Origin of the sequence: Fastidiosipila sp. (assembly GCA_012511175.1) — a bacterium.
Classification (GTDB): Bacteria; Bacillota; Clostridia; order Saccharofermentanales; family DTU023; genus UBA4923.
Map to the genome: position 1 here is coordinate 1 of JAAZGO010000014.1, position 19342 is coordinate 19342.

Here is a 19342-nt window from a genome sequence, read left to right on the forward strand (position 1 = left end):
ATGGGATTCCGTGTCCGGGCCTGTATCGCAAAACGCCCTCAAACCAAGGGCAAGGTGGAAAGCACCATGAAGATCCTCGATGATATCCAATGCTACCAGGGACAGCTGGACTATGAGGGATTACAAGACCTGGTCAAAAAGCTGAACCATGAAACCAATATGAATATCCACCAGGGAACCGGGCAAGTTCCCCTAGCTTTATTCCAAAAAGAAAAAGAGTCACTCCTCGCGCTGCCCAGCGACCGAATCATGACTCTTTACAAGATCACCCAGGACCACGTCAAGGTGAGCAAGGATGGTTTTGTAAGCTACAAGGGTTCAAAGTATTCCGTCCCCTCCGCCTACATTGGCCAAACACTCTTTTATGAGGTGATCGGGCAGCATCTGTATCTTTATGATAGCACGCATGAGGTCGCCTGCCATCCGATCAGTCTCAAAAAACTCAATTACCTCCCGGAGCACTACCGCGAACATCTGGGGCGCACACAACCCTACATTGATGATATTGCCGTGCGTTCGGCGGAGAATCTGAAAAAGTTAGGAGACCTCTACCATGCAGCCATCTGACAGTACCAGTTACCAATCGCTGATTGAGAATTTGCGCTACTTGAAACTTCCGAAATTTGAGGAGAAACTTTCCGAAACGCTGGATCGCGTGCAAAAGCGTGATCTGTCCGTGCTTGAAGCCCTGCATCTTTTGAGTAATGCCGAAGTTGACAACAAAAAACAGCTGTCGATGCTGCGATCCATCCGGATGGCCGGTTTCCCGCACCATAAAGGCCTTAAGGATTTTGATTTTGATTTCCAGCCCACCGTCAATCGCGGGCAGCTATATGATCTGGCAACGCTCGGCTTCATCGAGAACAAGGAGAACATTGTGTTTTTGGGTTCCCCGGGAGTCGGTAAAACGCACCTGGCAACCGCCTTGGGGATTGAGGCTGCCAGGCATCGGATCTCTTGCTATTTCATTAAGGCTAATATCCTGCTTGCCAGACTCCGCAAGGCGAAAGAAGAGAATCGTCTGGAGGCAAGCTTGCGTTACTACGTGCGCCACCGCTTGTTGATTATTGATGAGCTGGGCTTTCTGCCTATCCAAAAAGGCGATGAAAAACTTCTGTTTCAGGTGATTGACCAGCGCTATGAGAAAAAAAGCACGATCGTCACGACTAACGTTCAATTCTCGGATTGGGGAGATTTATTTGAGGACCCGACCATCGCGCATGCGATTCTCGACAGGCTTCTGCATCACTCACATGTCTTGGCCATTGTCGGCGACTCTTACCGGACAAAAGATCTTGTGGGGATGCGAGCCCAAACAAGGGAAGAATAACCGTGAAAAATTTTCACCCCCTAGGGGGTGAACTCTCTCTCCTCCAAAACTGTACATTCTTATTTCGTCAATTCTGGACATTCTTAACTTGACATTCACATGCTCGCAATCCCTCACAGGCTCCGATCACCTCCCGCTCACCCTCCTCGCTCACCGCCATGGCAATCAGGAGGGCCACATTCTCGAATTTCCCGGAAAGTCACTCTTGAGCCAGACGCCGTCAAGCAGACGTAAGAGTGGCTCATCTCGAGGGGGTGCTTTCGCCATTCATCGATTTGATCATCGATCTTCAGATTCAGACAACTAACCATTCCTGCGCTGACTTTTGTGCCCCACAGGGCCTCTGTGACGTCTTCTGCGCGGCGCGCGGATACAACCAGCCAGGTGCATTTCTGCCAAGGCTTCTCTTACGCAAATTTTTCGCTTCTGTCAGCGCTGGATAATGGCCGTTTCAAATAGTAAGGTCCGAGACTTAGGCATTTTGAGATCTGCCTCACCTGCCCGGAGCAATCGTTTATTTACGCAATGACTGGCCCATATGCTCTTTCGCAGAGCGATTCTCACCTAGTGTTTGGCATTGGTTAGCCGGCCGGTTTCTTCTTCCGGCATCGCGTTCAAAGTATCTTCCACACTTTGACGCACCCTCTAGCCCAAATCTTCTTAGATGATTTCTTCGCTCAGTTGAAAAATTTTTTGGATATGGTTCTTCATTCCCCCAGTTCTCTTTTCCAAAATCAACTTTCCTGGTGAGGCGAAGTTCCATGTCCTCTTTTTTCAATTGCACGAAGTTTGGCACATCTCATCTAAGTACAGTTATACCTCGAATTCGCATCGAAAAACAGTAGGTGCCCATCTGCGATCACCTGTTCAGGCTGAGAGGAATCCAAGTAAATTTTTTCATTTAAGTGAAGATGGGATGGTTAAACTCTGGGGAGTCACTCTATGCCAGGCACCAAACATATTTAGTTTCAGACGCAACCGAATAAGAATTTTTTAAGGGCGGACGTAACAGTATCCTTCTTCTTGTTTATGTACGATTTCTACGACACCTGATGGAACAACCCGTACATGTGCGGGCAGCCGTTCAGTCTCTATTTGCAAGGCCCTCAGAGCGTTGTTGCAGGCTACGAAGTCGACTCTACCAAGCAGATCCTCCGGCAGATCCCTGTCCCCGACATAGTAGCTGACGGCCTCGGCGTAGGCGACCACTTCAACCGTCGCATCCTTTTCCACCGCCAATAAGTTCTTGACGTTTGTCAAGGCCAGGGGCCATTTGTTCAGCTCATCAATATGAAAGACAACGCGCATGATGTTTTCTCCTTTATGGGTGCCCATTCAGTCAGGCTGCCAGCTTCTTGTTTGAGTATACACGCTGCCAAGAGTGGAAGTCATGAAGCAAATCAAGAATCCACACCGTCTGATGCGGATCTCGCTTTGGCTTCCTGGGCTGAGATGAATGCAATCCTCAAAAAATGTATTGGGGTGCAAAGGTACCCTCTTTTTTTTCATCCAGTTTTGCTTATGTCTCTTCACACGCAGCCTGAATTAAAGCAACTTCGGTGCCAACTACCCAACATATTATGGTTCGATCATGAAGGTCACAAAGGGTCCACACCACAGGCTATCGTGATCGTGGCGGCTACGATCGTTGGCTGGGATGGCTGGACATTTTGCATGAATACTGGCCCATACGTTCCATGTCCGCCAAGGGTTGCCCGCCCGATCATGCCGCATGTGAAGATTTCTTCGGGTGAATTTGGAATGAATTCTTTCACAGACGGGATTGGAAGGGTGTGTCGCAAGATGAGTTCATGCAACAGCTTGACCACCATTCGCGCTGACATAATCAGGAACAAATCAAGGAATCGCCCGGTTGGATGAGCCCTGTCCAATACCTTGAGAGCTGGGGCTTAGTTGCGTGAATCCTGACCAGGGTTTTGTCTGCACCTCTCAAACAGTAACCATTTTCAAAACAATCCTCTTTTTGAAAGGATTTTGCTTTTGATTTGAAGAGTGGCGGCAAATTTTAGTAAATAAAAGGCTTGACACGTCAATCGCCATAAGGGCTTGATCTCTTTTTCCGAAGACCGAACCGTTGACAGTTGCTCCATGCGGCCCACCTCTTGCACCTTTCCATTTGAGCCCATATATTGAACAGGTAGATTTTTATGTTTTAGGGGAGATGAGTGAGCGACCTGTTTCCATCTCTACCCTTAACCAGAAAATCATCTTATTAGGCAAGGCGGGCCTAGGAATCTCGGCTTATGCACGTTAAGGCAATTGAAATATGAAATGTAAAAAAGTAAGGTCTCCCTTAATGAGTTTGATCGTGCTGATAACCTTGTGCAGCATTTTGTTGTCTGTGGCCTGTTCTCCAACTTCAATTGAAGAAATGGCCGGGAAAACAAGTACCAGTGATCCCGACGGTGATGAAGCGCTCCCACCCCCCACCATGACGGCGATGGCTTCAACGACTCCATCAACATCTGTTGCCACGACGACAACGACGACCACAGCACCTCCTCCCCAGGCCGATCGTTCGGCAGCCTACATTTATGAGTTAAATCCCAAACTGACTCCGGTCAATTATGATTCGCCGGCCCTGCTTCCCCCCAGTGAGGATATGGGCATGGAATACATTGACAGGATTACTTTTATCTGCGATTCACCCACTTATTGGATGTGGCCGCTTGGTCTTTTTAGTGATGGAAAAGATTCCAAGCAAATCTGGACCGGACCTGAAGGCACCATGACTTTGGCCTACCAGAGCACCTATCATATTCTTGATCCTTACGATAAGAAGCAGCGTCCCATTCGCGATATGGTTTCCTTGCATCCTCCGGATATTCTGATCATTGCTTTGGGTATCAATGGCATCTCTTTTATGGACGAGGCGTATTTTACCAAGGAATACAAGGATTTGGTGACGGATATCCAGGAAATCAGCCCGGATACCATCATCATCCTCCAATCCATCTACCCCATTACCCGTAGGTATAAACATTACGGCAGCATTACCAATGCCAAGATTACAAAAGGCAATAGCTGGATTCTGGCCATGGCGGAAGAACTCGGTTGCTCCTATCTGGATACCTTTTCCGTTCTATTGAACGATGAGGGCATGGCTAAGGATGAGCTGATGTTAAAGGACGGCCTCCATCCCAATCGTGAAGGATTGACCCTCATTTTGGATTACATCCGAACCCACGCCTATGTGGAGCGTTAAAGCTGATTGGATGCCAGGCGCCCAATCAATTAAGTTTCCGACCAAAGGATTTGAAAATGATACGCCCCATCCGGAGCGGACCTTCAATTTTGGCTTCCTGCGCCAAAACGAATACAATCCTCACGAAAAGTTCAGAAGAAATAAAAGGTGCATCGGAGTTTTTGCACTTGTTTTGTGATGAAACATTGCCAGCTTGTGAAAAATCACATTTTCAAGCAACCAACCGGTATCACCAATACATCGTCTTTTCTGCGGTAGCCGTACTCAGTACCCGTCAAAACAATCTTCAGGTCCGGGGTCTTCATGTGTATTCGTTCGTCTTTTCTGTTAAAAATATGAATTAATTCTTCCACTTGGTTAAGATGTTTTGCTGCACTTTCAATCTCATTGGATCCCAATTTTATTTCGATCAAGGCATACCTTCCATCGTCGAGATGGAGAACAGCGTCTGCCTCTAGACCATACCGATCGTGATAATAGGATACCCGGCCACCCTGTAACGAAGAATATATCTTCAGATCCCGGATACAGAGAGATTCAAAAAGGAAACCCAGTGTCTTAAAATCCTCATTAAAGTAATCTGGGCTCAAACCAAGCGCTGCCACAGCGATCGACGGATCAATGAAATTTCTTTTTTTTGAAGAACGAATGGCTGTCTTTGATCGAATGGCCGGGCTCCAAGCATCAATATCTTCAATGATGAACAAATGCTCCAGAACTGCGACGTAGTCGTGGAAACTGGCCTGGCTCATGGAAGTACTGGCAGTTATATCCTTGTATATCGTGTTTTTGCCTGCCAATGTCGCAATATTTCTTGCATAAGATCGGAGGATCAGTTCTGCCCAAACTGGATTACGAACTACGTCGTCGATACTCGAGATATCACGCCGGCTGACTTGCTGAGCCAGGTCTTTTGCCACCTCCAGTTTTGAGCGGTCAGTTATATTATTAATCGCTCTGGGCCAGCCTCCCTGACAAAGCAAGAAGATCAAGTGATCCATCGTCAGCTCTGATTGGCAGCCATCAAAAGATTGAGGATCATCAAAAAGCCTGCCGAGAGAGACACTTCCATTGGAATCGCCGCTCTCATAGAGACTCATCGGATACATTTTGAGAGTTGATATACGCTGCGTTCCCGTGTGAGGTGTTTTAACCGTTTGTGCCGTTGAGCCTGTTAAAATATAGCTCCCGTTGACTTGTTCATCATCAACTGCTTTCCGGATGGCACCCCAGATTTTCGGTGCATCTTGCCACTCATCAAAGAGCCTTGGCTTTTCGCCCATCAGCAGTCTTGAAGGTTGAGTATTTGCCACAGCAAGATATTCATCCCGGCGGTCCTCATCTTGAAACTCAATTACACTTTTGGCTTTCTGTTTTGCCGTTGTCGTTTTCCCACAACCTTTGGGTCCTACAATCAGCGTCGCCCCAAAACTCTCAAGCTTTAGTTCCAAGATTGCATCTGCTACACGCTCTTTATACTTAAACATAGCAACCACCTCGCTACAATCATACCATTACTGGAGTGATTTGTGGCTTTCCATTGGAGTATTTTGTGGCGTTTCACTGGAGAGATTTGAGCTCCTCCATAGGCTGTCTTTGTTAATATAACTTCGGTACCAGGCACCAAACCAATGATGGCACCTCGTCCGGCTTGCTCTGAGACCCTCCCAAAGCAATGCTTTCTCTTCATTGTTTTAAGAATCAATTTTTTTGGAGTATTGCGCATGGTTAACGAACATCGTTTAATCAATGATGATCTGGACGAAGTTAAATCATCAATAAAGTGTTATGTGTATGGCCAGAAGATAAGTTGCCTAAAGCAATCGTCTGACTCAGAAAACTTGGTGGATCAGGGCAGAACCGGCGCCTTGATAATGCAGATAGGATTGGAAGATTATAAATGGATTGGAAAACAATACCTAAAATAGATTCGCACGTGCATGTCTTACCTGAAGAAAGCCGGCAGGGTTTCATAAAAAATCTAGGGGCTGACTGTATATGGGCTAAATCAGAATTAAGCTCCTACCTGCAGGAAATGGAAAGAAATAACATCAGGAGGGCAATATTACAGCCAACCAATGACCCCTACATGTATTTCCCTGCAAGAAAGACCAATGAATATTTGGCGAAAATCTTAGAGGAATATCCAGACAGGTTTTTGGCTTTTGCCGATATCAATTTGGATGGATCCTACATCCTGGACAAAACACCGGCTGAACTTGAATATGCAATCAGGGAATTAGGCTTGCATGGATTGAAAATCCATCCCAGCAACCTGAATATGGATGCTGATGACCTTAGACTCGTTCCTTTGTTGAGAAAGGCAGCTGAATTGAAGATTCCAGTTATCTACCACGGAAACCCTTGTATGACAGGTTTTCATGATAATTGCGCGCCAGATAAAATCAATAAGATGATAAAAGTATTTCCCGATATTCAGTTTATTACTGCGCACATGGGTGGGGTCAAATACCTTGATGCATGGTCAGGATGCACCTGGGTAGACATTTCATTCGTTCTCCCGGAATTTTTGAAACTCTACGGTCTCGAGCAGACGAGGAGAATTCTTCACATGTTTGGGGCTGACCGGCTGATATTTGGAACAGATTATCCTGAAGGTAATTATGAGGAATACTTTACCCTATTGGATCAAATGGATTTTACAAACGAAGAGATGAAAAAGATCGCCTATAAGAATATTGAATCAATTTTGAAAATAAGCCAATGACCCAACAGAGGCACCTACAAACTCCTGACTCGACTGAAACGACAATCATAGAGGCCATGAAACCATCATAATGAAGGTCCACCCCATCCGGAGCGGACCCTAGCCGGTTTGGTGCGGACAACAGGATTCGAACCTGCACGGTTTCCCATTGGAACCTAAATCCAACGTGTCTGCCAATTCCACCATGTCCGCATTTTCCCGGCTCTTGATGTTAAATTCACCTTGTTGTTATAACACATGATATTGTATTGCATTTATCAATCGCTCAGCCGGAGAACGCTCATGAAGGCTTCCTGCGGAACTTCGACACTGCCGACCTGACGCATGCGTTTCTTGCCTTCCTTCTGCTTCTCCAGCAGCTTCTTCTTTCTTGTGATGTCACCGCCGTAACACTTGGCTGTAACATCCTTGCGATAAGCGCGGACAGTCTCCCGGGCAATGATCCGCCCGCCGACACTGGCCTGGATGGGGATCTCGAACTGCTGACGGGGGATGTTGTCCCGCAGCTTTTCCGCCATGGCCCGACCCCGCTTGTAAGCATCGTCACGGTGCAGGATGAATGTCAGTGCATCCACCTGTTCACCATTGATCATCATATCAAGCTTGACCAGGTCCGACACCTGCCAGCCCTTGAATTCGTAATCAAGCGACGCATAGCCCTTGGTATTGGATTTGAGCGCGTCAAAGAAATCATAGATGATTTCATTCAACGGCATGTCGTAGTGAAGATTGACCCGGTTTTCATCGACGTATTCCGTATTGACGTAAACGCCCCGGTAATTGTGGCAAAGCTCCATGACGTTCCCAATGTACTCCTTGGGCAGCATGATCGAGGCTGAGACCACCGGCTCCTCGATGCTGGCGATTTGCTCAGGCCCGGGCATATTGGTCGGATTTTCCAGGGTCTTTTGACTGCCGTCAGTCATGTTCAGACGGTAGGCTACGGAAGGCGCCGTAGAGATCAGATCCAAATCGAATTCCCTTTCCAGCCGCTCCTGAATAATCTCGTAATGGAGCAGGCCCAGAAAACCGCAGCGAAATCCAAAGCCGAGTGCGGTCGATGTCTCCGGTTCAAAAGAAAGGGCCGCATCGTTTAGTTGGAGCCGTTCCAGCGCGTCGCGCAGGTCAGGGTAGTCAGCGCCGTCAACCGGATACATACCGCAAAAGACCATCTGGCGGACCGGTTGGTAACCAGGCAGCGGTTCAGGGGCGGGGCTTTCTGCCAGGGTGATGGTGTCACCCGGGGCTGTGTCCCTGACATTTTTGATGCTGGCGGTGATGTAGCCCACATCACCCGCGCAAAGGCTTTCGCCGGGCACCATGGCGGTGGGGCTGAAGGTGCCGAGCGAGGTCACGGTGAATTGTTTTTTAGAGTGCATCATCAGGATTTCATCGCCCAGGGATACTTGTCCCTCACGGACATTGACATGGGCAATGACGCCCAGGTAGGCATCATAAAGTGAGTCGAAAATGAGGGCACGAAGCGGCTTTCCCCTGTCACCTGTCGGGGGCGGAAGATAATCCTTGACGGCTTCCAGCACCTGATCGATGTTGACATCGTTCTTGGCTGAAATCAGGGGGGCATGGGAAGCATCGAGGCCGATCACTTCCTCGATCTCATGGCGGACCTCTTCAGGTCTTGCAGCCGGCAGATCAATTTTGTTGATGACCGGGAGCACTTCCAAACCCGCATCTATGGCCAGATAAGCATTGGCCAGGGTCTGGGCCTCAACCCCCTGTGACGCGTCAACAATCAGGATGGCGCCATCGCAGGCTGCCAGGGATCGTGACACCTCATAATTGAAATCGACATGTCCCGGTGTGTCAATCAGGTTGTACACGTAGCAGCTTCCGTCCGCCGCCTTGTATTCCATGCGGACGGCACGGGCCTTGATGGTGATGCCGCGCTCACGCTCGATGTCCATGTTATCGAGGACCTGATCCAGCTTTGACCGGGCTGAATATGCGCCGGTGTGCTCAATCAGGCGGTCGGCCAGCGTTGACTTGCCGTGGTCGATGTGGGCAATCACGCAGAAATTTCGGATGTGATCTGAAGCTGTGCCTTGCATGAGTCGTTTGATTCTATTTCCTCCCTGGAGAGTTATCTGGGCTTTCCGATCCGTTCAAGCGGAAGAAAGCGGAAAAACAACTTCCCCTCGATGTCGTCCCGGGAAACAGGGCCAACATCCCGGCTGTCGCGGCTGTTCATCCGGTTGTCGCCCAGCAGGTAATACTCCTTGTCTCCCAGCAGAAGGTCGGCGTATTCTTTGGCGTGCTCCGATGTCATGACCCCCTCTTCCAGATAGGGTTCATCCAGAAGCTGGCCATCCACATAAACAAAACCGCCCCGGATGGTAATACGTTCGCCGGGCAGGCCGACAATCCGTTTAATGATCATGATTTCATGGGGGTCATCAAATCCCCGAAAGGAGTCCGCTGTCACGATATCACCGCGTTTGAGCCCTGAAGGGAAAAGACGGGAGATTTTTTCAACGAAGACCTCATCCTTGTCCTCCAGGGTCGGGAACATGGAGGAGCCGATGACCGTATTGCGCTGCAAGACAAACTGCGTGAGAGCATAGACAAAAACAAAACAAAGAGCCAGTGTAATGGCAAATCGAAGCAAGCGCCGCCAGAAGGGTTCCTTCTCCGGCGAAGGTCTTGTCCGATACTCCTGCTCCTGTTGTTGATTCATCTTCTTTTGATCCTCAACCCGCTTCCTGCGCGCCTGACCAAGACTGACCCTGCTTTTTCCCTATTTGGGTTTCCCCACCCTGTCGAAGGGGAAAAACCGCAAAATCAGGGAACCGATGATATCTTTTTGAGAGAAAGGCCCTACATCCCGGCTGTCGCGGCTGTTCGGCCTGTTGTCCCCCATCAGGTAGAATTGATCCGGCCCCAGTATGAGATCCGCATACTCCGCCACTCGGGCATCGGTCAGGACCCAGTCATCGAGATAGGCTTCATCCAGCTTTTGACCATCGATCCATACAGCCCCCTCTTTGAGAGTCACCCGTTCGCCCGGCAAACCGATGATCCGCTTAATGATATACTCCCGGCCGCCGTTTGCCAGACGCTCACGTGTAGCGACGATGACAATGGATCCACGTTTCAGGCCGGACGGAAAAAGCCTGGAGATTTTTTCAACAAAGATCTCGTCCCTGTCTTCCAGGGTCGGGAGCATGGAAGTGCCAATCACGGTGTTATGCTGCAGGACAAAATGCCTGATAAGCAAGACTATAAGGGCTGTCAATAGGAAAGTGTAAACCAGCGACAGCCATTTCCGCCCAACCGGTTTTGGACCAGCCCTTTTCACTTTTTTGACTGGTTTGGCATCCAGGCCTGCAAAATAGGCTTCAAGACTGATGTGTTCGGCAGATTCAGCTGACCGCTCTTCGTCTTTCCGCTTCATCTCCCGGTTCAGGGCGCGGGTCATTTCGTCCGATCCTTTCACTCCGGTACAGCATCAGGCAATGCTTCACCTGTTTCAACCCCTGCTTGAAGGGCCAGCCCCAGTTCATCAAGCTGCTTTTGAGCGACGAAATAGGGGGCTCCGGTCATGAGGGAGGAGGAATTTTGAACTTTGGGGAATGCGATCACCTCCCGGATGCTTTCCTCTCCTGTCAGAAGCATGACGATCCGATCCAGCCCGTAGGCCAGTCCACCGTGCGGCGGTACCCCGTACTTGAAGGCCGACAGCAGAAATCCGAATTGGTTTTCAGCCTGCTCTTCAGTAAAACCGAGGATTTTGAAGATCTGTCTTTGCAGCCCCTGGTCGTGGATCCGGATGCTCCCTCCGCCCAATTCCGTTCCGTTTAATACCATGTCGTAGGCACGCGCCCTGGCTTCTTGCGGGCAGGTCTCGAGAAGTTCCAGATCTTCTTCCATAGGAGAAGTGAAGGGGTGGTGTTTGGCGACGTATCGCCCCGCCTCCTCCGACCATTCAAGCAGGGGAAACTCCGTCACCCAACAAAACTCAAACTTTCCCGAAGGAATCAGACCGCGCCGTCCGGCCACCTCCAAACGCAGAGCACCCAGCGCTTCAAGTGCCGTTACCCGGTCGGTGTCAGCCACCAATAGAAGCTGTGCCGATTCATCACTTCCCGCTTTGGCCAGAGCTTTTTTGACAAAATCCGCGTCAAGGAATTTGGCAAGCGAGCCGCGGCTCTTGCCATCTTCACCGATTGAAAGCCATGCCAGGCCTTTGGCCTTCGTGTCACGTTTAACAAAGAGCGCCAGATCATCGAGTTCCCGCCGCGACATGGAGGCACCGTCAGGAACGGCAATGGCTGCCACCAGACCGCCCTTGGCGACCGCCTCGGAAAAGACGCGAAAGGATGTTTTCCCGGCCAGATCTGACAAGTCGGCGATCTCCATGCCAAACCTGAAATCAGGCTTGTCAGTCCCGAACCGGGCCATGGCCTCCCGCCAGCTGATCCGCCTGATGGGCCGCGCAATCTCAATGCCCAGGAACTCACGCATCAAGGTCGCAAGGTAGCGCTCATTGGCATCCATAACCTCATCTTCGGTGACAAAAGCCATTTCAATATCAATCTGGGTAAATTCCGGCTGACGGTCGGCGCGAAGATCCTCATCTCTGAAACAGCGGGCAATCTGCATGTATTTGTTATAGCCCGCCAGCATAAGGAGCTGCTTATAGAGCTGGGGCGACTGGGGCAGGGCGAAAAACCGTCCCGGAAATACACGCGAAGGAACCAGGTAGTCGCGGGCACCCTCCGGCGTGCTCTTGATCAGCATGGGCGTTTCGACATCAATGAAACCCTCCCGGTCGAAAAAATCCCGGGTGATTTTGGTGATCCGGTGGCGGGCCAGAAGTTTCCTCTGCATGTCGGGGCGGCGGAGATCAAGAAAGCGGTATTTCAGGCGCAGGCTTTCATTCACATCCAGATCTTCCTCGATATAAAAGGGCGTCGTCTCCGCCTCTGAAAGAATACGCAATTCTGTCGTATGAAGTTCAACCCTTCCCGTCTTCATGGCCGGGTTGACGGCGCTTCTTTCCCGCAGGACGCCCCGGGCAGCCAGGACATACTCGCTGCGGACACCGGCTGCTTTCGTCCGGGCTTCCGGTGGTGAATCGTCATCAATGACAATCTGAACCTCACCCGCGATATCGCGCAGGGTGATGAACAAAAGGCCGCCCAAATCACGCTGCTTGTGGCACCATCCCATCAAGGTCAGCTCACGGCCGACCATGGATTCCGTCACTTCACCGCAAAGGCAGCTGCGCCGCCATCCGCCCATCGATTCGCTCATAGTCCTCCCCCTGTGGATTCCGGACCCGGAAACCCGCCTAACTCCTGTCTTTCAAATACTGGCCAACTTCCGAAAGAGAAAGCCTTGTTTCACTTCCATCTGACATCTTGCGCAGGCTTGCCTGAGCCAGGGATACTTCCTCTTCGCCAAGCACCAGGATGTAAGCTGCCCCCATACGATCAGCCGCTTTCATCTGTGCGCGGATGCTCCGGTTCATCAGATCCGTCTCAACAGCCAGCCCCTCCCCGACCAGCGTCTTGGCCAGAGCCAGGGCATCAGCGGAGGTCGAAGGGAAGGAGGCAATGTAAAGGTCGGGTCCCGCAGGACTTCCCAAGACAAGCCCCTGGGCTTCCATTTCCAGCATGAGTCTTTCCACTCCCATGGCAAAACCCACCGCCGGCACGTCAGATCCGCCAATCTCCCGGACAAGGCCGTCGTAGCGGCCTCCTCCGCAGATAGAGCCCTGGCTGCCGACATTTTCCGAGATGAATTCGAAAACCGTTCGCGTATAGTAATCAAGGCCGCGGACAATCAAAGGGTTGACCACAAATTTGATCGCCTGTTTTTCCAGCGCTGCCTGTACCCGGTCAAAGTGCAGCCGGCAGTCATCACAAAGGTAATCCAGCTGCACCGGGGCACCCGCTGCCAGGCTGCTGCAGTAGTCTTCCTTGCAATCAAGCATACGCAGGGGATTGCGGTCAAAGCGGATCTGACAGTCGTCACACATCCGGGGAAGTTCGGGCCGATAATAGTCACGGAGCGCCTTCTTGTAAGATTCGCGGCAAGCCGGACACCCGATGCTGTTGATTTCCAGCCGGACCTCCCCAAGACCAAGTTCGGCAAAATACGCATCGAGCAGGCCGATCACTTCCGCATCGGCCTCTGCTGCCCCTGCGCCGAAAATTTCACAGCCGAACTGCCAAAACTCCCGGTAGCGCCCTTTTTGCATCTTCTCGTAACGGAACATGCTCATGTTGTACCAAAGCTTGACCGGGGCAGGCCGGGAAGCCATCCCGTGTTCAACAAAGGCGCGCGCCACGCCGGCGGTGCCCTCGGGACGAAGCGTCAGGCTCCGGTCACTTTTGTCCAAAAATGTGTACATCTCCTTGCGGACAACATCACTTGAGTCCCCGACGCCACGGACAAAGAGCTCGGTATACTCGAAAGCGGGCACCCGGATCTCACCATAGCCGTAGCGGCGGCAGATATCCGCGAACGCCCGCTCGAGGAACTGGCGCTTTGCTGCCTCTTCGGGCAGGATGTCCTGAGTCCCGCGGGGAGCTTTCAGGTCCATGACGGCCTCCTTGTGCTGTTTTTTGATTTTGATATATCAAGTCATTTTATCACAGCGAGGCTGCCGGCAAGGGCCTTCAGCGGTGAAGGAGCGGACTTAGCTTCTTGTAAATCAAACCGACAATCACGGAAACCACGATCCCCTTCATCAAGTTGAAAGGAATAAAGACCCAGAGGATCAGGGATGGCAGCCCGGTCACCAGGGTATTGCCGGCGGCATGGGTAGCCGCAACAATCCCTTCCATGGAAAAGCCCATGACTGAAATGTAAAAGGGGATGGTGAAAAAATAGTTGATCAGGGCTCCCGACGCGGTCAGCGCCAGGGTTCCGGCCGCCATGGAGAGGATGGCACCGCCCCGCGTTTTCTTGTGTTTGTAGATTAGGCCTGCCGTACCGACGAAGAAACTCCCCATGATGAAGTTGGCCAGCTCACCGACCATCAAGGTATGGGTTGCCGGCAGGTGGGCAATATTCTTGATCAGTTCAACGGCAATGCCGGCCAGCGGCCCCATGGCAAAGGTTGCCAGCAGAGCCGGTATCTCGGAAAAATCGAATTTCAGAAAACCCGGAAACAGGGGAAGGGAAATCTCCAGGTACATGAGGGCGATGGCAGCTGCCGACAGGATGCCGGTCTTGGCCATCCAGGCGGTCTGCCTTCGCCGCCTCTGATTAGGCGGGACGATCGCCTTCGTTTGCTCCTGCGAATTCAAAGTCTCTTTCATGTGTTTGCACCTCGCGGCCAATACCGCTCCCTTTCTCGGATTATCGGGCCTCCCGGGAAAATAAAAGTGCCCCGGTAATCCGGGGCAACGATCAGCGATCTCGCTTCCTCCCATTCAGACTTTCACTGCCGGCCCGGGATTCCCACCCTGTCATGCATCCAGCTCGCGGGCTCGTCCCTTGATAAGGGCATCACCGCCGGTGGGAAATTGCACCCCGCCCCGGAAACATCCCTATGATAACAAAAGACCGGGCTGAATGAAAGAGACTCAGCAAAGCAAGGCTTCCCCCAGTGAATCAATCAGGTCTTCGGGCGTCACCGCGATCTCGGACAGACACCTTTCCGACGCAATATCAGCGGCCAGGCCGTGAAGGTAGACAGCCCGCCTGACAGCATTCTCCGTCGAATCACACTGGGCGGCCAGGCCGGCGATCATGCCCGTCAGCACATCTCCCGAACCGCCTTTGGCAAGCCCCACATTTCCCGTGGTATTTATATAGGCCTTGCCATCCGGCATGGCAATAACGGTCGCCATGCCCTTAAGCACAATAATGGAGGCCGTTTGTTCAGCAAGCCGGCGTGCAGCTTCCAGGCGGTCCTGATGCAAAAGCTTCTCGTTTTTCGGCGCCAGGCGCAAATATTCTCCCGGATGGGGCGTCAATACAGCAGGCGGAAATCCTTTCCGGCTCCGCTCCTTCAGGAGACTGGAGGCATTTTTCATCCGCGCAAGTGCGTTCAGGCCGTCTGCGTCAATAATGATCGGCATGGGCTGCCCAAGGAGATGTTGAATGGCTTTTTCCACCCAGGGATCCGACCCCGCTCCCGGTCCGACCGCAATGGCGTCTGGTTCGGGCAGCTCATGCTTTGTCTCTTCCCCCTCCTCGGGTACAGCGGAAAGGAGAGCAGATGGAACGGCTCCCGCTATGATGGGCAGTGATTTCTCCGGCGCCCGGATCATGGTATAGCCCACACCCATCTTTTCGCCGGCACGGGCGGCCAGGATCAGGGCTCCCGTCATACCCTCGTGGCCGCCGATCAGCAAGAGACGGCCAAACTGCCCCTTGTGCCCGTCGGGCTGGCGTGCTTCAACCGGGCCGCCGGCTGTTTCCTCATTAAGTTCGGTGACGCGGCGGCGTCCTTCCAGGACTTTTTCAACAAAGCCATCGGTCATGCCGAGAGGAAACTCCAGGACTTCACCGGCATAAAGCAGGCCGGGATGTGTTATGAGACCAATTTTCTTGCGCCCGAAAGTGCAGGTGAAATCAGCCTCCACCGTCTCCCTGATTGCCTGGCCGGTATTGGCATCTACACCGCTCGGGATGTCGCAGGCGATAATAAGGCTGCCAGCTTCCTTCAGTGCTGCCAGCGCTTTCAAGGCCGCGAGTGCTTCTTCGGGCAACTCCTTGTCCGTCTTGAAGCCTGTGCCAAAAAGAGCGTCGATCGTCACCAGGGGATATTTTTCTGAAAGCTCATCCAAGCTATTGATGACCCGCCCGCCCAGAATTCCGTAAGCCTGGCGGTTGACAGCCGCATCACCGGACATTTTTCGTCCGGGATGGGCCTCAAGGACAGCCACCCGGTATCCAGCTGCCTGCAGCTGACGTGCCGCCGCCCAGCCGTCCCCGCCATTATTCCCTGTACCAGTAATGATGAGCACCTCGATTTCATCTGCCTCTGTGGTTTCAAAAGAGTCCAGCAGACTGCCGGTCAGCCCTGCCAAACCCGCTGCAGCCTGCTCCATCAGGACGGCAGAAGGGAGCCCGGTCAGCTTGCAAAACTCCCTGTCCAGTTCCTGCTGCTCTTCTCTAGTCAATAGCCTGTTCACGGGAAGTCTCCTTTTTACGAAAAAACCCACGCGCGATGTGTTTGATCACGCGTGGGCCCTCACATCAGTTATTTATATCTAGCCGACGTGCTTGTCGAGCACCCTTGCCACATCGTCATAGGGCCTGGCCCCGACGAGCTGATCCACCACCTTGCCGCCCTTGAAAATGAAGAGGGTCGGAATGCTGAAGACACGGTATTTCTGCGCGAGACCCCGCTCCTCATCGACGTTGACCTTGCCGATGACAGCCTTTCCAGCGTAGTTTTTCGCCAGCTCCTCGACGACCGGGGCAACCATCCTGCAGGGACCGCACCATTCAGCCCAGAAATCAATCAAAACAGGAAGGTCACTTTTGATAACCTTCTCCTCAAAATTATCCTGTCTAAGAATCTCCATCATCTTGTTTCTCCCATCCTTTTTTCTCGTTATGCCTGGACGGCGCAACCTGTTTCTCTTCCCGTCCATGATAAAACGACACTAGCGAAGACGATAGTGTCACCCGTTACCGCTGAACTTCAAAAAAGACCCCGTTCCGCTGACCTGAAAATTACAAAAACTCCTGGAGGATGGAGTCAGCAGGCACGAAGGATGGGTCAACAGCCGGCAGCTGCTCACAAACCCCCGACAGGCGGACCGCCTCATTGATGGCCCGTTTCAAATCTGAATGCCCCGATGGATTATTGGTGTAGGAAGAAGGGGGCAGCTCGCCCTTAAAGAACCGGTCAAGGGAGCGCTCAATCTCGATCCGTGCCATGGGACCGATCACCATGAACTCATAGAGCAGGATGGAGTTGATGTAGAAGTCCGCTGCTTCAAGGTAGGCAGGAATGAAGTCGCTTTCTGCCCGGTCGATCATGGGCCAGTAGTCGAGGGTGTCGATGGCTGTCGCTCCCCGGTGCCGGACGTCACGGCTGATTCGCCTTAAAATCCGTATATCGCTTCCTGACAGCATGCGGCGGTCCGACAGGACGCGGGCATACGGCAGGATAAAGTAGCTGATTCGCCTTTCTTCGGGGATTTTTTCCATGATCACGCTGGAAAGCCCATGCAGCCCTTCCACGAGCAGAACATCATCATCCGTCAATTTCAGTTTTTTTTCGGGCAGGTAAAGCCGTTTCCTGGTCCTGAAATCGAAGGTTGGAATGGCAACCTCTTCATTTTGGAAAAGGCGCTCCAGGTCATTTCCCACCAACTCCAGGTCGATGGTATCGATGGTCTCAAAATCAGGCCGGCCCTCCTCATCGTAACGGAGTCTTTCGGGCCGATAGTAGTCATCCAATTCAAGGTGATAAGTACGGAGTCCTGCGCCGGTCAGTCTTTTTGACATCAGCATGGAAGAGGTCGTCTTGCCCGAAGAGGTGGGGCCGGATACAAATATGGCCCGAATCCCGCGATTCTTCAATATCTGATCTGCAACCGCATCGATCTGGTCGGTAAATTGCTTTTCTGAACGGGTGACGAACTCACGGAATTTTGACCTGCCCAGGTTGCGCTCCAGATCTTCAACGGTCAGGACGATCAGGTCGGAGAATTCAGCCATCGGTTACCATCCTCCCGATGCGCCGCCGCCACCGGACGATCCCCCGCCAAAACCCCCTCCAGAGGACCCGCCGCCGCCGGACCATCCGCCGCCCACCCAGGGGCCCCTGCCACCTGCCCCCGTCCGGAAACGGAAAAAACGGGAGAAATAGGACAGGACAAAGAAAAGGATCATGATGGCCCAGACGATGTACTCGAGTGGGGAATGTTCGTCCGTGCCGGAACCTGCATCAACAGGTACATAACCGTCCGCATCGACTTCCAGGCCGTACTCTTCAGCCACCCGTGTCACAATGGCATTAAAACCCTTGAGCACGCCTCCGTCGTAATCTTCTTCACGAAAATCCGGGGCAATGACCTGGCGGATAATCCTGTCCGCCACGCTGTCGGGAATGGCCCCCTCCAAGCCGTAGCCCACCTCGATTCGCAGTTTGCGGTCTTCTTTGGCGATCAGCAGAAGCACGCCGTTGTTCTTTGACCGGTCGCCGATTCCCCAGCTGCGGAAGATATCAAGCGCGGCGTCCTCCAGGCTATCGTCTCCCAGGCTTGGAATCATGCAGACAACGATCTGGGCACCTGTGCCCGCGATCTGAGCGTTGACCTGACGGATGGTTTGGCGCGTCTGTACTGAAAGCGTTCCGGTCGAATCGAAGGCAAAATCGGCGCCCGGATTGGGAGGTACCCGAAAAGCCGTCAAAAAAGGCAGGGCAAGCAGAAACATGAGCGCCACGGCCACAGGCCGCAAGACGCCGCTTCTTCCGGCGTGCCTTTGCACCTTCAAGGGCCTTCCCTCCGCTGCTGCTTAAAAACTGATGGTCGGAACGGTTTCCGTCCCCGGTTGCGCCTCAAACATCCCGCGGGTGTCGAAGCCGAACAGTTTGGCAAAGAAACTTCCCGGGAAGGTGCGGACCGACCGGTTATAGGAGGCCACAACATCATTGAAGTCGCGCCTTGCGACTGCGATCCGGTTCTCAGTTCCCGCCAGTTCTGCCTGCAGGGCGAGAAAGTTTTCATTGGCCTTCAAGTCGGGATAGGCTTCCACCACCACATTGATGGCACGCTGAAAATCCTGGTCCACTTGCTGGTACTCCTCGGGAGTTGCCGCCTCGTTATAACGGGATCGCATCCCGGTGATTTCCATTAAAACGCTTTCTTCATGCGCGGCATAACCCTTGACGGTCTCGACCAGATTGGGAATCAGATCACCCCTGCGCTGATACTGCGTCTGCACCTGGGCCCAGGCCTGGTTGATCGACTCATCGGCCCGGACAAAGCGGTTGTGGTAGGAGATGAAGACGGCCGCCACCGCGATGACAATCGCAAGGACAGCGATAAGGACTTTCATCCCTGTTTTCAGTCCGGTCTTTTTTTCTGGCATAAAACCCTCCTGTGAGATCGCCTCTCAC

Annotated in this window: 18 protein-coding genes, 1 tRNA gene and 1 riboswitch; of the genes, 4 read left to right on the plus strand and 15 right to left on the minus strand. The window is 52.3% G+C overall.

Annotated features, from left to right (window positions below; all coding sequences use genetic code 11):
* Window positions 1-66: 66 nt before the first annotated feature.
* Together GX839_02865 and GX839_02870 are read left to right on the plus strand one after the other, a co-directional pair.
* A complete protein-coding gene (locus GX839_02865; GenBank protein ID NLB04409.1) occupies window positions 67-567 on the plus strand; it encodes a hypothetical protein in 501 nt (166 codons plus the stop codon).
* On the plus strand, window positions 554-1330 hold the full coding sequence (locus tag GX839_02870; GenBank protein ID NLB04410.1) for an ATP-binding protein: 777 nt from the start codon (window positions 554-556) through the stop codon (window positions 1328-1330). Before GX839_02865 ends, GX839_02870 begins: the two co-directional genes overlap by 14 nt.
* Before the next feature lie 137 nt (window positions 1331-1467).
* Here the strand turns inward: GX839_02870 and GX839_02875 are convergent, their stop codons facing one another.
* Complete coding sequence (locus GX839_02875; GenBank protein ID NLB04411.1) at window positions 1468-1710, minus strand: hypothetical protein; 243 nt, start codon at window positions 1708-1710, stop codon at window positions 1468-1470.
* Between the two features lie 613 nt (window positions 1711-2323).
* Complete coding sequence (locus tag GX839_02880) at window positions 2324-2638, minus strand: hypothetical protein (protein NLB04412.1); 315 nt, start codon at window positions 2636-2638, stop codon at window positions 2324-2326.
* Window positions 2639-3722: 1084 nt separating this feature from the next.
* Between GX839_02880 and GX839_02885 the strand changes: the two genes are divergently transcribed.
* Window positions 3723-4556, plus strand: coding sequence for a hypothetical protein (locus GX839_02885; protein ID NLB04413.1), 834 nt, complete (start codon window positions 3723-3725; stop codon window positions 4554-4556).
* Window positions 4557-4759: 203 nt separating this feature from the next.
* Here GX839_02885 and GX839_02890 read toward each other — a convergent pair whose 3' ends face one another.
* Window positions 4760-6043, minus strand: coding sequence for an ATP-binding protein (locus GX839_02890; protein NLB04414.1), 1284 nt, complete (start codon window positions 6041-6043; stop codon window positions 4760-4762).
* Between the two features lie 413 nt (window positions 6044-6456).
* Between GX839_02890 and GX839_02895 the strand changes: the two genes are divergently transcribed.
* Window positions 6457-7284 carry an amidohydrolase family protein gene (locus GX839_02895; GenBank protein ID NLB04415.1) on the plus strand — a complete coding sequence of 276 codons (828 nt, stop codon included), beginning with the start codon at window positions 6457-6459 and terminating at the stop codon, window positions 7282-7284.
* Between the two features lie 109 nt (window positions 7285-7393).
* On the opposite strand, the gene GX839_02900 is transcribed toward GX839_02895, so the two are convergent.
* The 12 genes from GX839_02900 to GX839_02955 all read right to left on the minus strand — a co-directional run bounded on the left by GX839_02900 (window position 7394) and on the right by GX839_02955 (window position 19314).
* Window positions 7394-7476 (minus strand) — tRNA-Leu (locus GX839_02900).
* 65 nt (window positions 7477-7541) lie between these two features.
* Complete coding sequence (gene lepA / locus GX839_02905; GenBank protein ID NLB04416.1) at window positions 7542-9353, minus strand: elongation factor 4; 1812 nt, start codon at window positions 9351-9353, stop codon at window positions 7542-7544.
* 32 nt (window positions 9354-9385) lie between these two features.
* The gene (gene lepB / locus GX839_02910) at window positions 9386-9979 is read right to left on the minus strand and encodes a signal peptidase I (GenBank protein ID NLB04417.1); all 594 of its coding nucleotides are present in this window, start codon (window positions 9977-9979) and stop codon (window positions 9386-9388) included.
* A gap of 60 nt (window positions 9980-10039) precedes the next feature.
* Window positions 10040-10738: a signal peptidase I gene (gene lepB / locus GX839_02915; GenBank protein ID NLB04418.1), complete on the minus strand. Its 699-nt coding sequence runs from the start codon at window positions 10736-10738 to the stop codon at window positions 10040-10042.
* Window positions 10735-12558, minus strand: coding sequence for an aspartate--tRNA ligase (gene aspS / locus GX839_02920; GenBank protein NLB04419.1), 1824 nt, complete (start codon window positions 12556-12558; stop codon window positions 10735-10737). Before aspS ends, lepB (GX839_02915) begins: the two co-directional genes overlap by 4 nt.
* A gap of 37 nt (window positions 12559-12595) precedes the next feature.
* A complete protein-coding gene (locus GX839_02925) occupies window positions 12596-13852 on the minus strand; it encodes a histidine--tRNA ligase (protein ID NLB04420.1) in 1257 nt (418 codons plus the stop codon).
* A gap of 76 nt (window positions 13853-13928) precedes the next feature.
* Window positions 13929-14573 (minus strand): ECF transporter S component, encoded by a 645-nt coding sequence (locus tag GX839_02930; GenBank protein NLB04421.1) that lies wholly within the window; start codon window positions 14571-14573, stop codon window positions 13929-13931.
* Between the two features lie 98 nt (window positions 14574-14671).
* Window positions 14672-14804, minus strand: a riboswitch (FMN riboswitch).
* A gap of 36 nt (window positions 14805-14840) precedes the next feature.
* Window positions 14841-16397, minus strand: coding sequence for an NAD(P)H-hydrate dehydratase (locus GX839_02935; GenBank protein NLB04422.1), 1557 nt, complete (start codon window positions 16395-16397; stop codon window positions 14841-14843).
* A gap of 78 nt (window positions 16398-16475) precedes the next feature.
* Window positions 16476-16796 (minus strand): thioredoxin, encoded by a 321-nt coding sequence (trxA, locus tag GX839_02940; GenBank protein ID NLB04423.1) that lies wholly within the window; start codon window positions 16794-16796, stop codon window positions 16476-16478.
* A gap of 148 nt (window positions 16797-16944) precedes the next feature.
* Entirely contained in the window at window positions 16945-17937 is a 993-nt protein-coding gene (locus GX839_02945; protein ID NLB04424.1) for a hypothetical protein, read from the minus strand.
* A gap of 3 nt (window positions 17938-17940) precedes the next feature.
* A complete protein-coding gene (locus tag GX839_02950) occupies window positions 17941-18717 on the minus strand; it encodes a hypothetical protein (protein ID NLB04425.1) in 777 nt (258 codons plus the stop codon).
* Between the two features lie 21 nt (window positions 18718-18738).
* Window positions 18739-19314: a LemA family protein gene (locus GX839_02955; protein ID NLB04426.1), complete on the minus strand. Its 576-nt coding sequence runs from the start codon at window positions 19312-19314 to the stop codon at window positions 18739-18741.
* Window positions 19315-19342 lie beyond the last annotated feature (28 nt).

Excerpts from the sequence above, each read along its gene's own strand:
- GX839_02880 (NLB04412.1), bottom strand. The coding sequence starts at position 2,638 with ATGCGCGTTGTCTTTCATATTGATGAGCTGAACAAATGGCCCCTGGCC.
- GX839_02870 (NLB04410.1), top strand. The coding sequence starts at position 554 with ATGCAGCCATCTGACAGTACCAGTTACCAATCGCTGATTGAGAATTTG.
- GX839_02945 (NLB04424.1), bottom strand. The coding sequence starts at position 17,937 with ATGGCTGAATTCTCCGACCTGATCGTCCTGACCGTTGAAGATCTGGAG.
- GX839_02930 (NLB04421.1), bottom strand. The coding sequence starts at position 14,573 with ATGAAAGAGACTTTGAATTCGCAGGAGCAAACGAAGGCGATCGTCCCG.
- GX839_02955 (NLB04426.1), bottom strand. The coding sequence starts at position 19,314 with ATGCCAGAAAAAAAGACCGGACTGAAAACAGGGATGAAAGTCCTTATC.
- GX839_02890 (NLB04414.1), bottom strand. The coding sequence starts at position 6,043 with ATGTTTAAGTATAAAGAGCGTGTAGCAGATGCAATCTTGGAACTAAAG.
- lepA (NLB04416.1), bottom strand. The coding sequence starts at position 9,353 with ATGCAAGGCACAGCTTCAGATCACATCCGAAATTTCTGCGTGATTGCC.
- GX839_02865 (NLB04409.1), top strand. The coding sequence starts at position 67 with ATGAAGATCCTCGATGATATCCAATGCTACCAGGGACAGCTGGACTAT.
- aspS (NLB04419.1), bottom strand. The coding sequence starts at position 12,558 with ATGAGCGAATCGATGGGCGGATGGCGGCGCAGCTGCCTTTGCGGTGAA.
- GX839_02885 (NLB04413.1), top strand. The coding sequence starts at position 3,723 with ATGGCCGGGAAAACAAGTACCAGTGATCCCGACGGTGATGAAGCGCTC.
- GX839_02925 (NLB04420.1), bottom strand. The coding sequence starts at position 13,852 with ATGGACCTGAAAGCTCCCCGCGGGACTCAGGACATCCTGCCCGAAGAG.
- GX839_02895 (NLB04415.1), top strand. The coding sequence starts at position 6,457 with ATGGATTGGAAAACAATACCTAAAATAGATTCGCACGTGCATGTCTTA.
- trxA (NLB04423.1), bottom strand. The coding sequence starts at position 16,796 with ATGATGGAGATTCTTAGACAGGATAATTTTGAGGAGAAGGTTATCAAA.
- lepB (NLB04417.1), bottom strand. The coding sequence starts at position 9,979 with ATGAATCAACAACAGGAGCAGGAGTATCGGACAAGACCTTCGCCGGAG.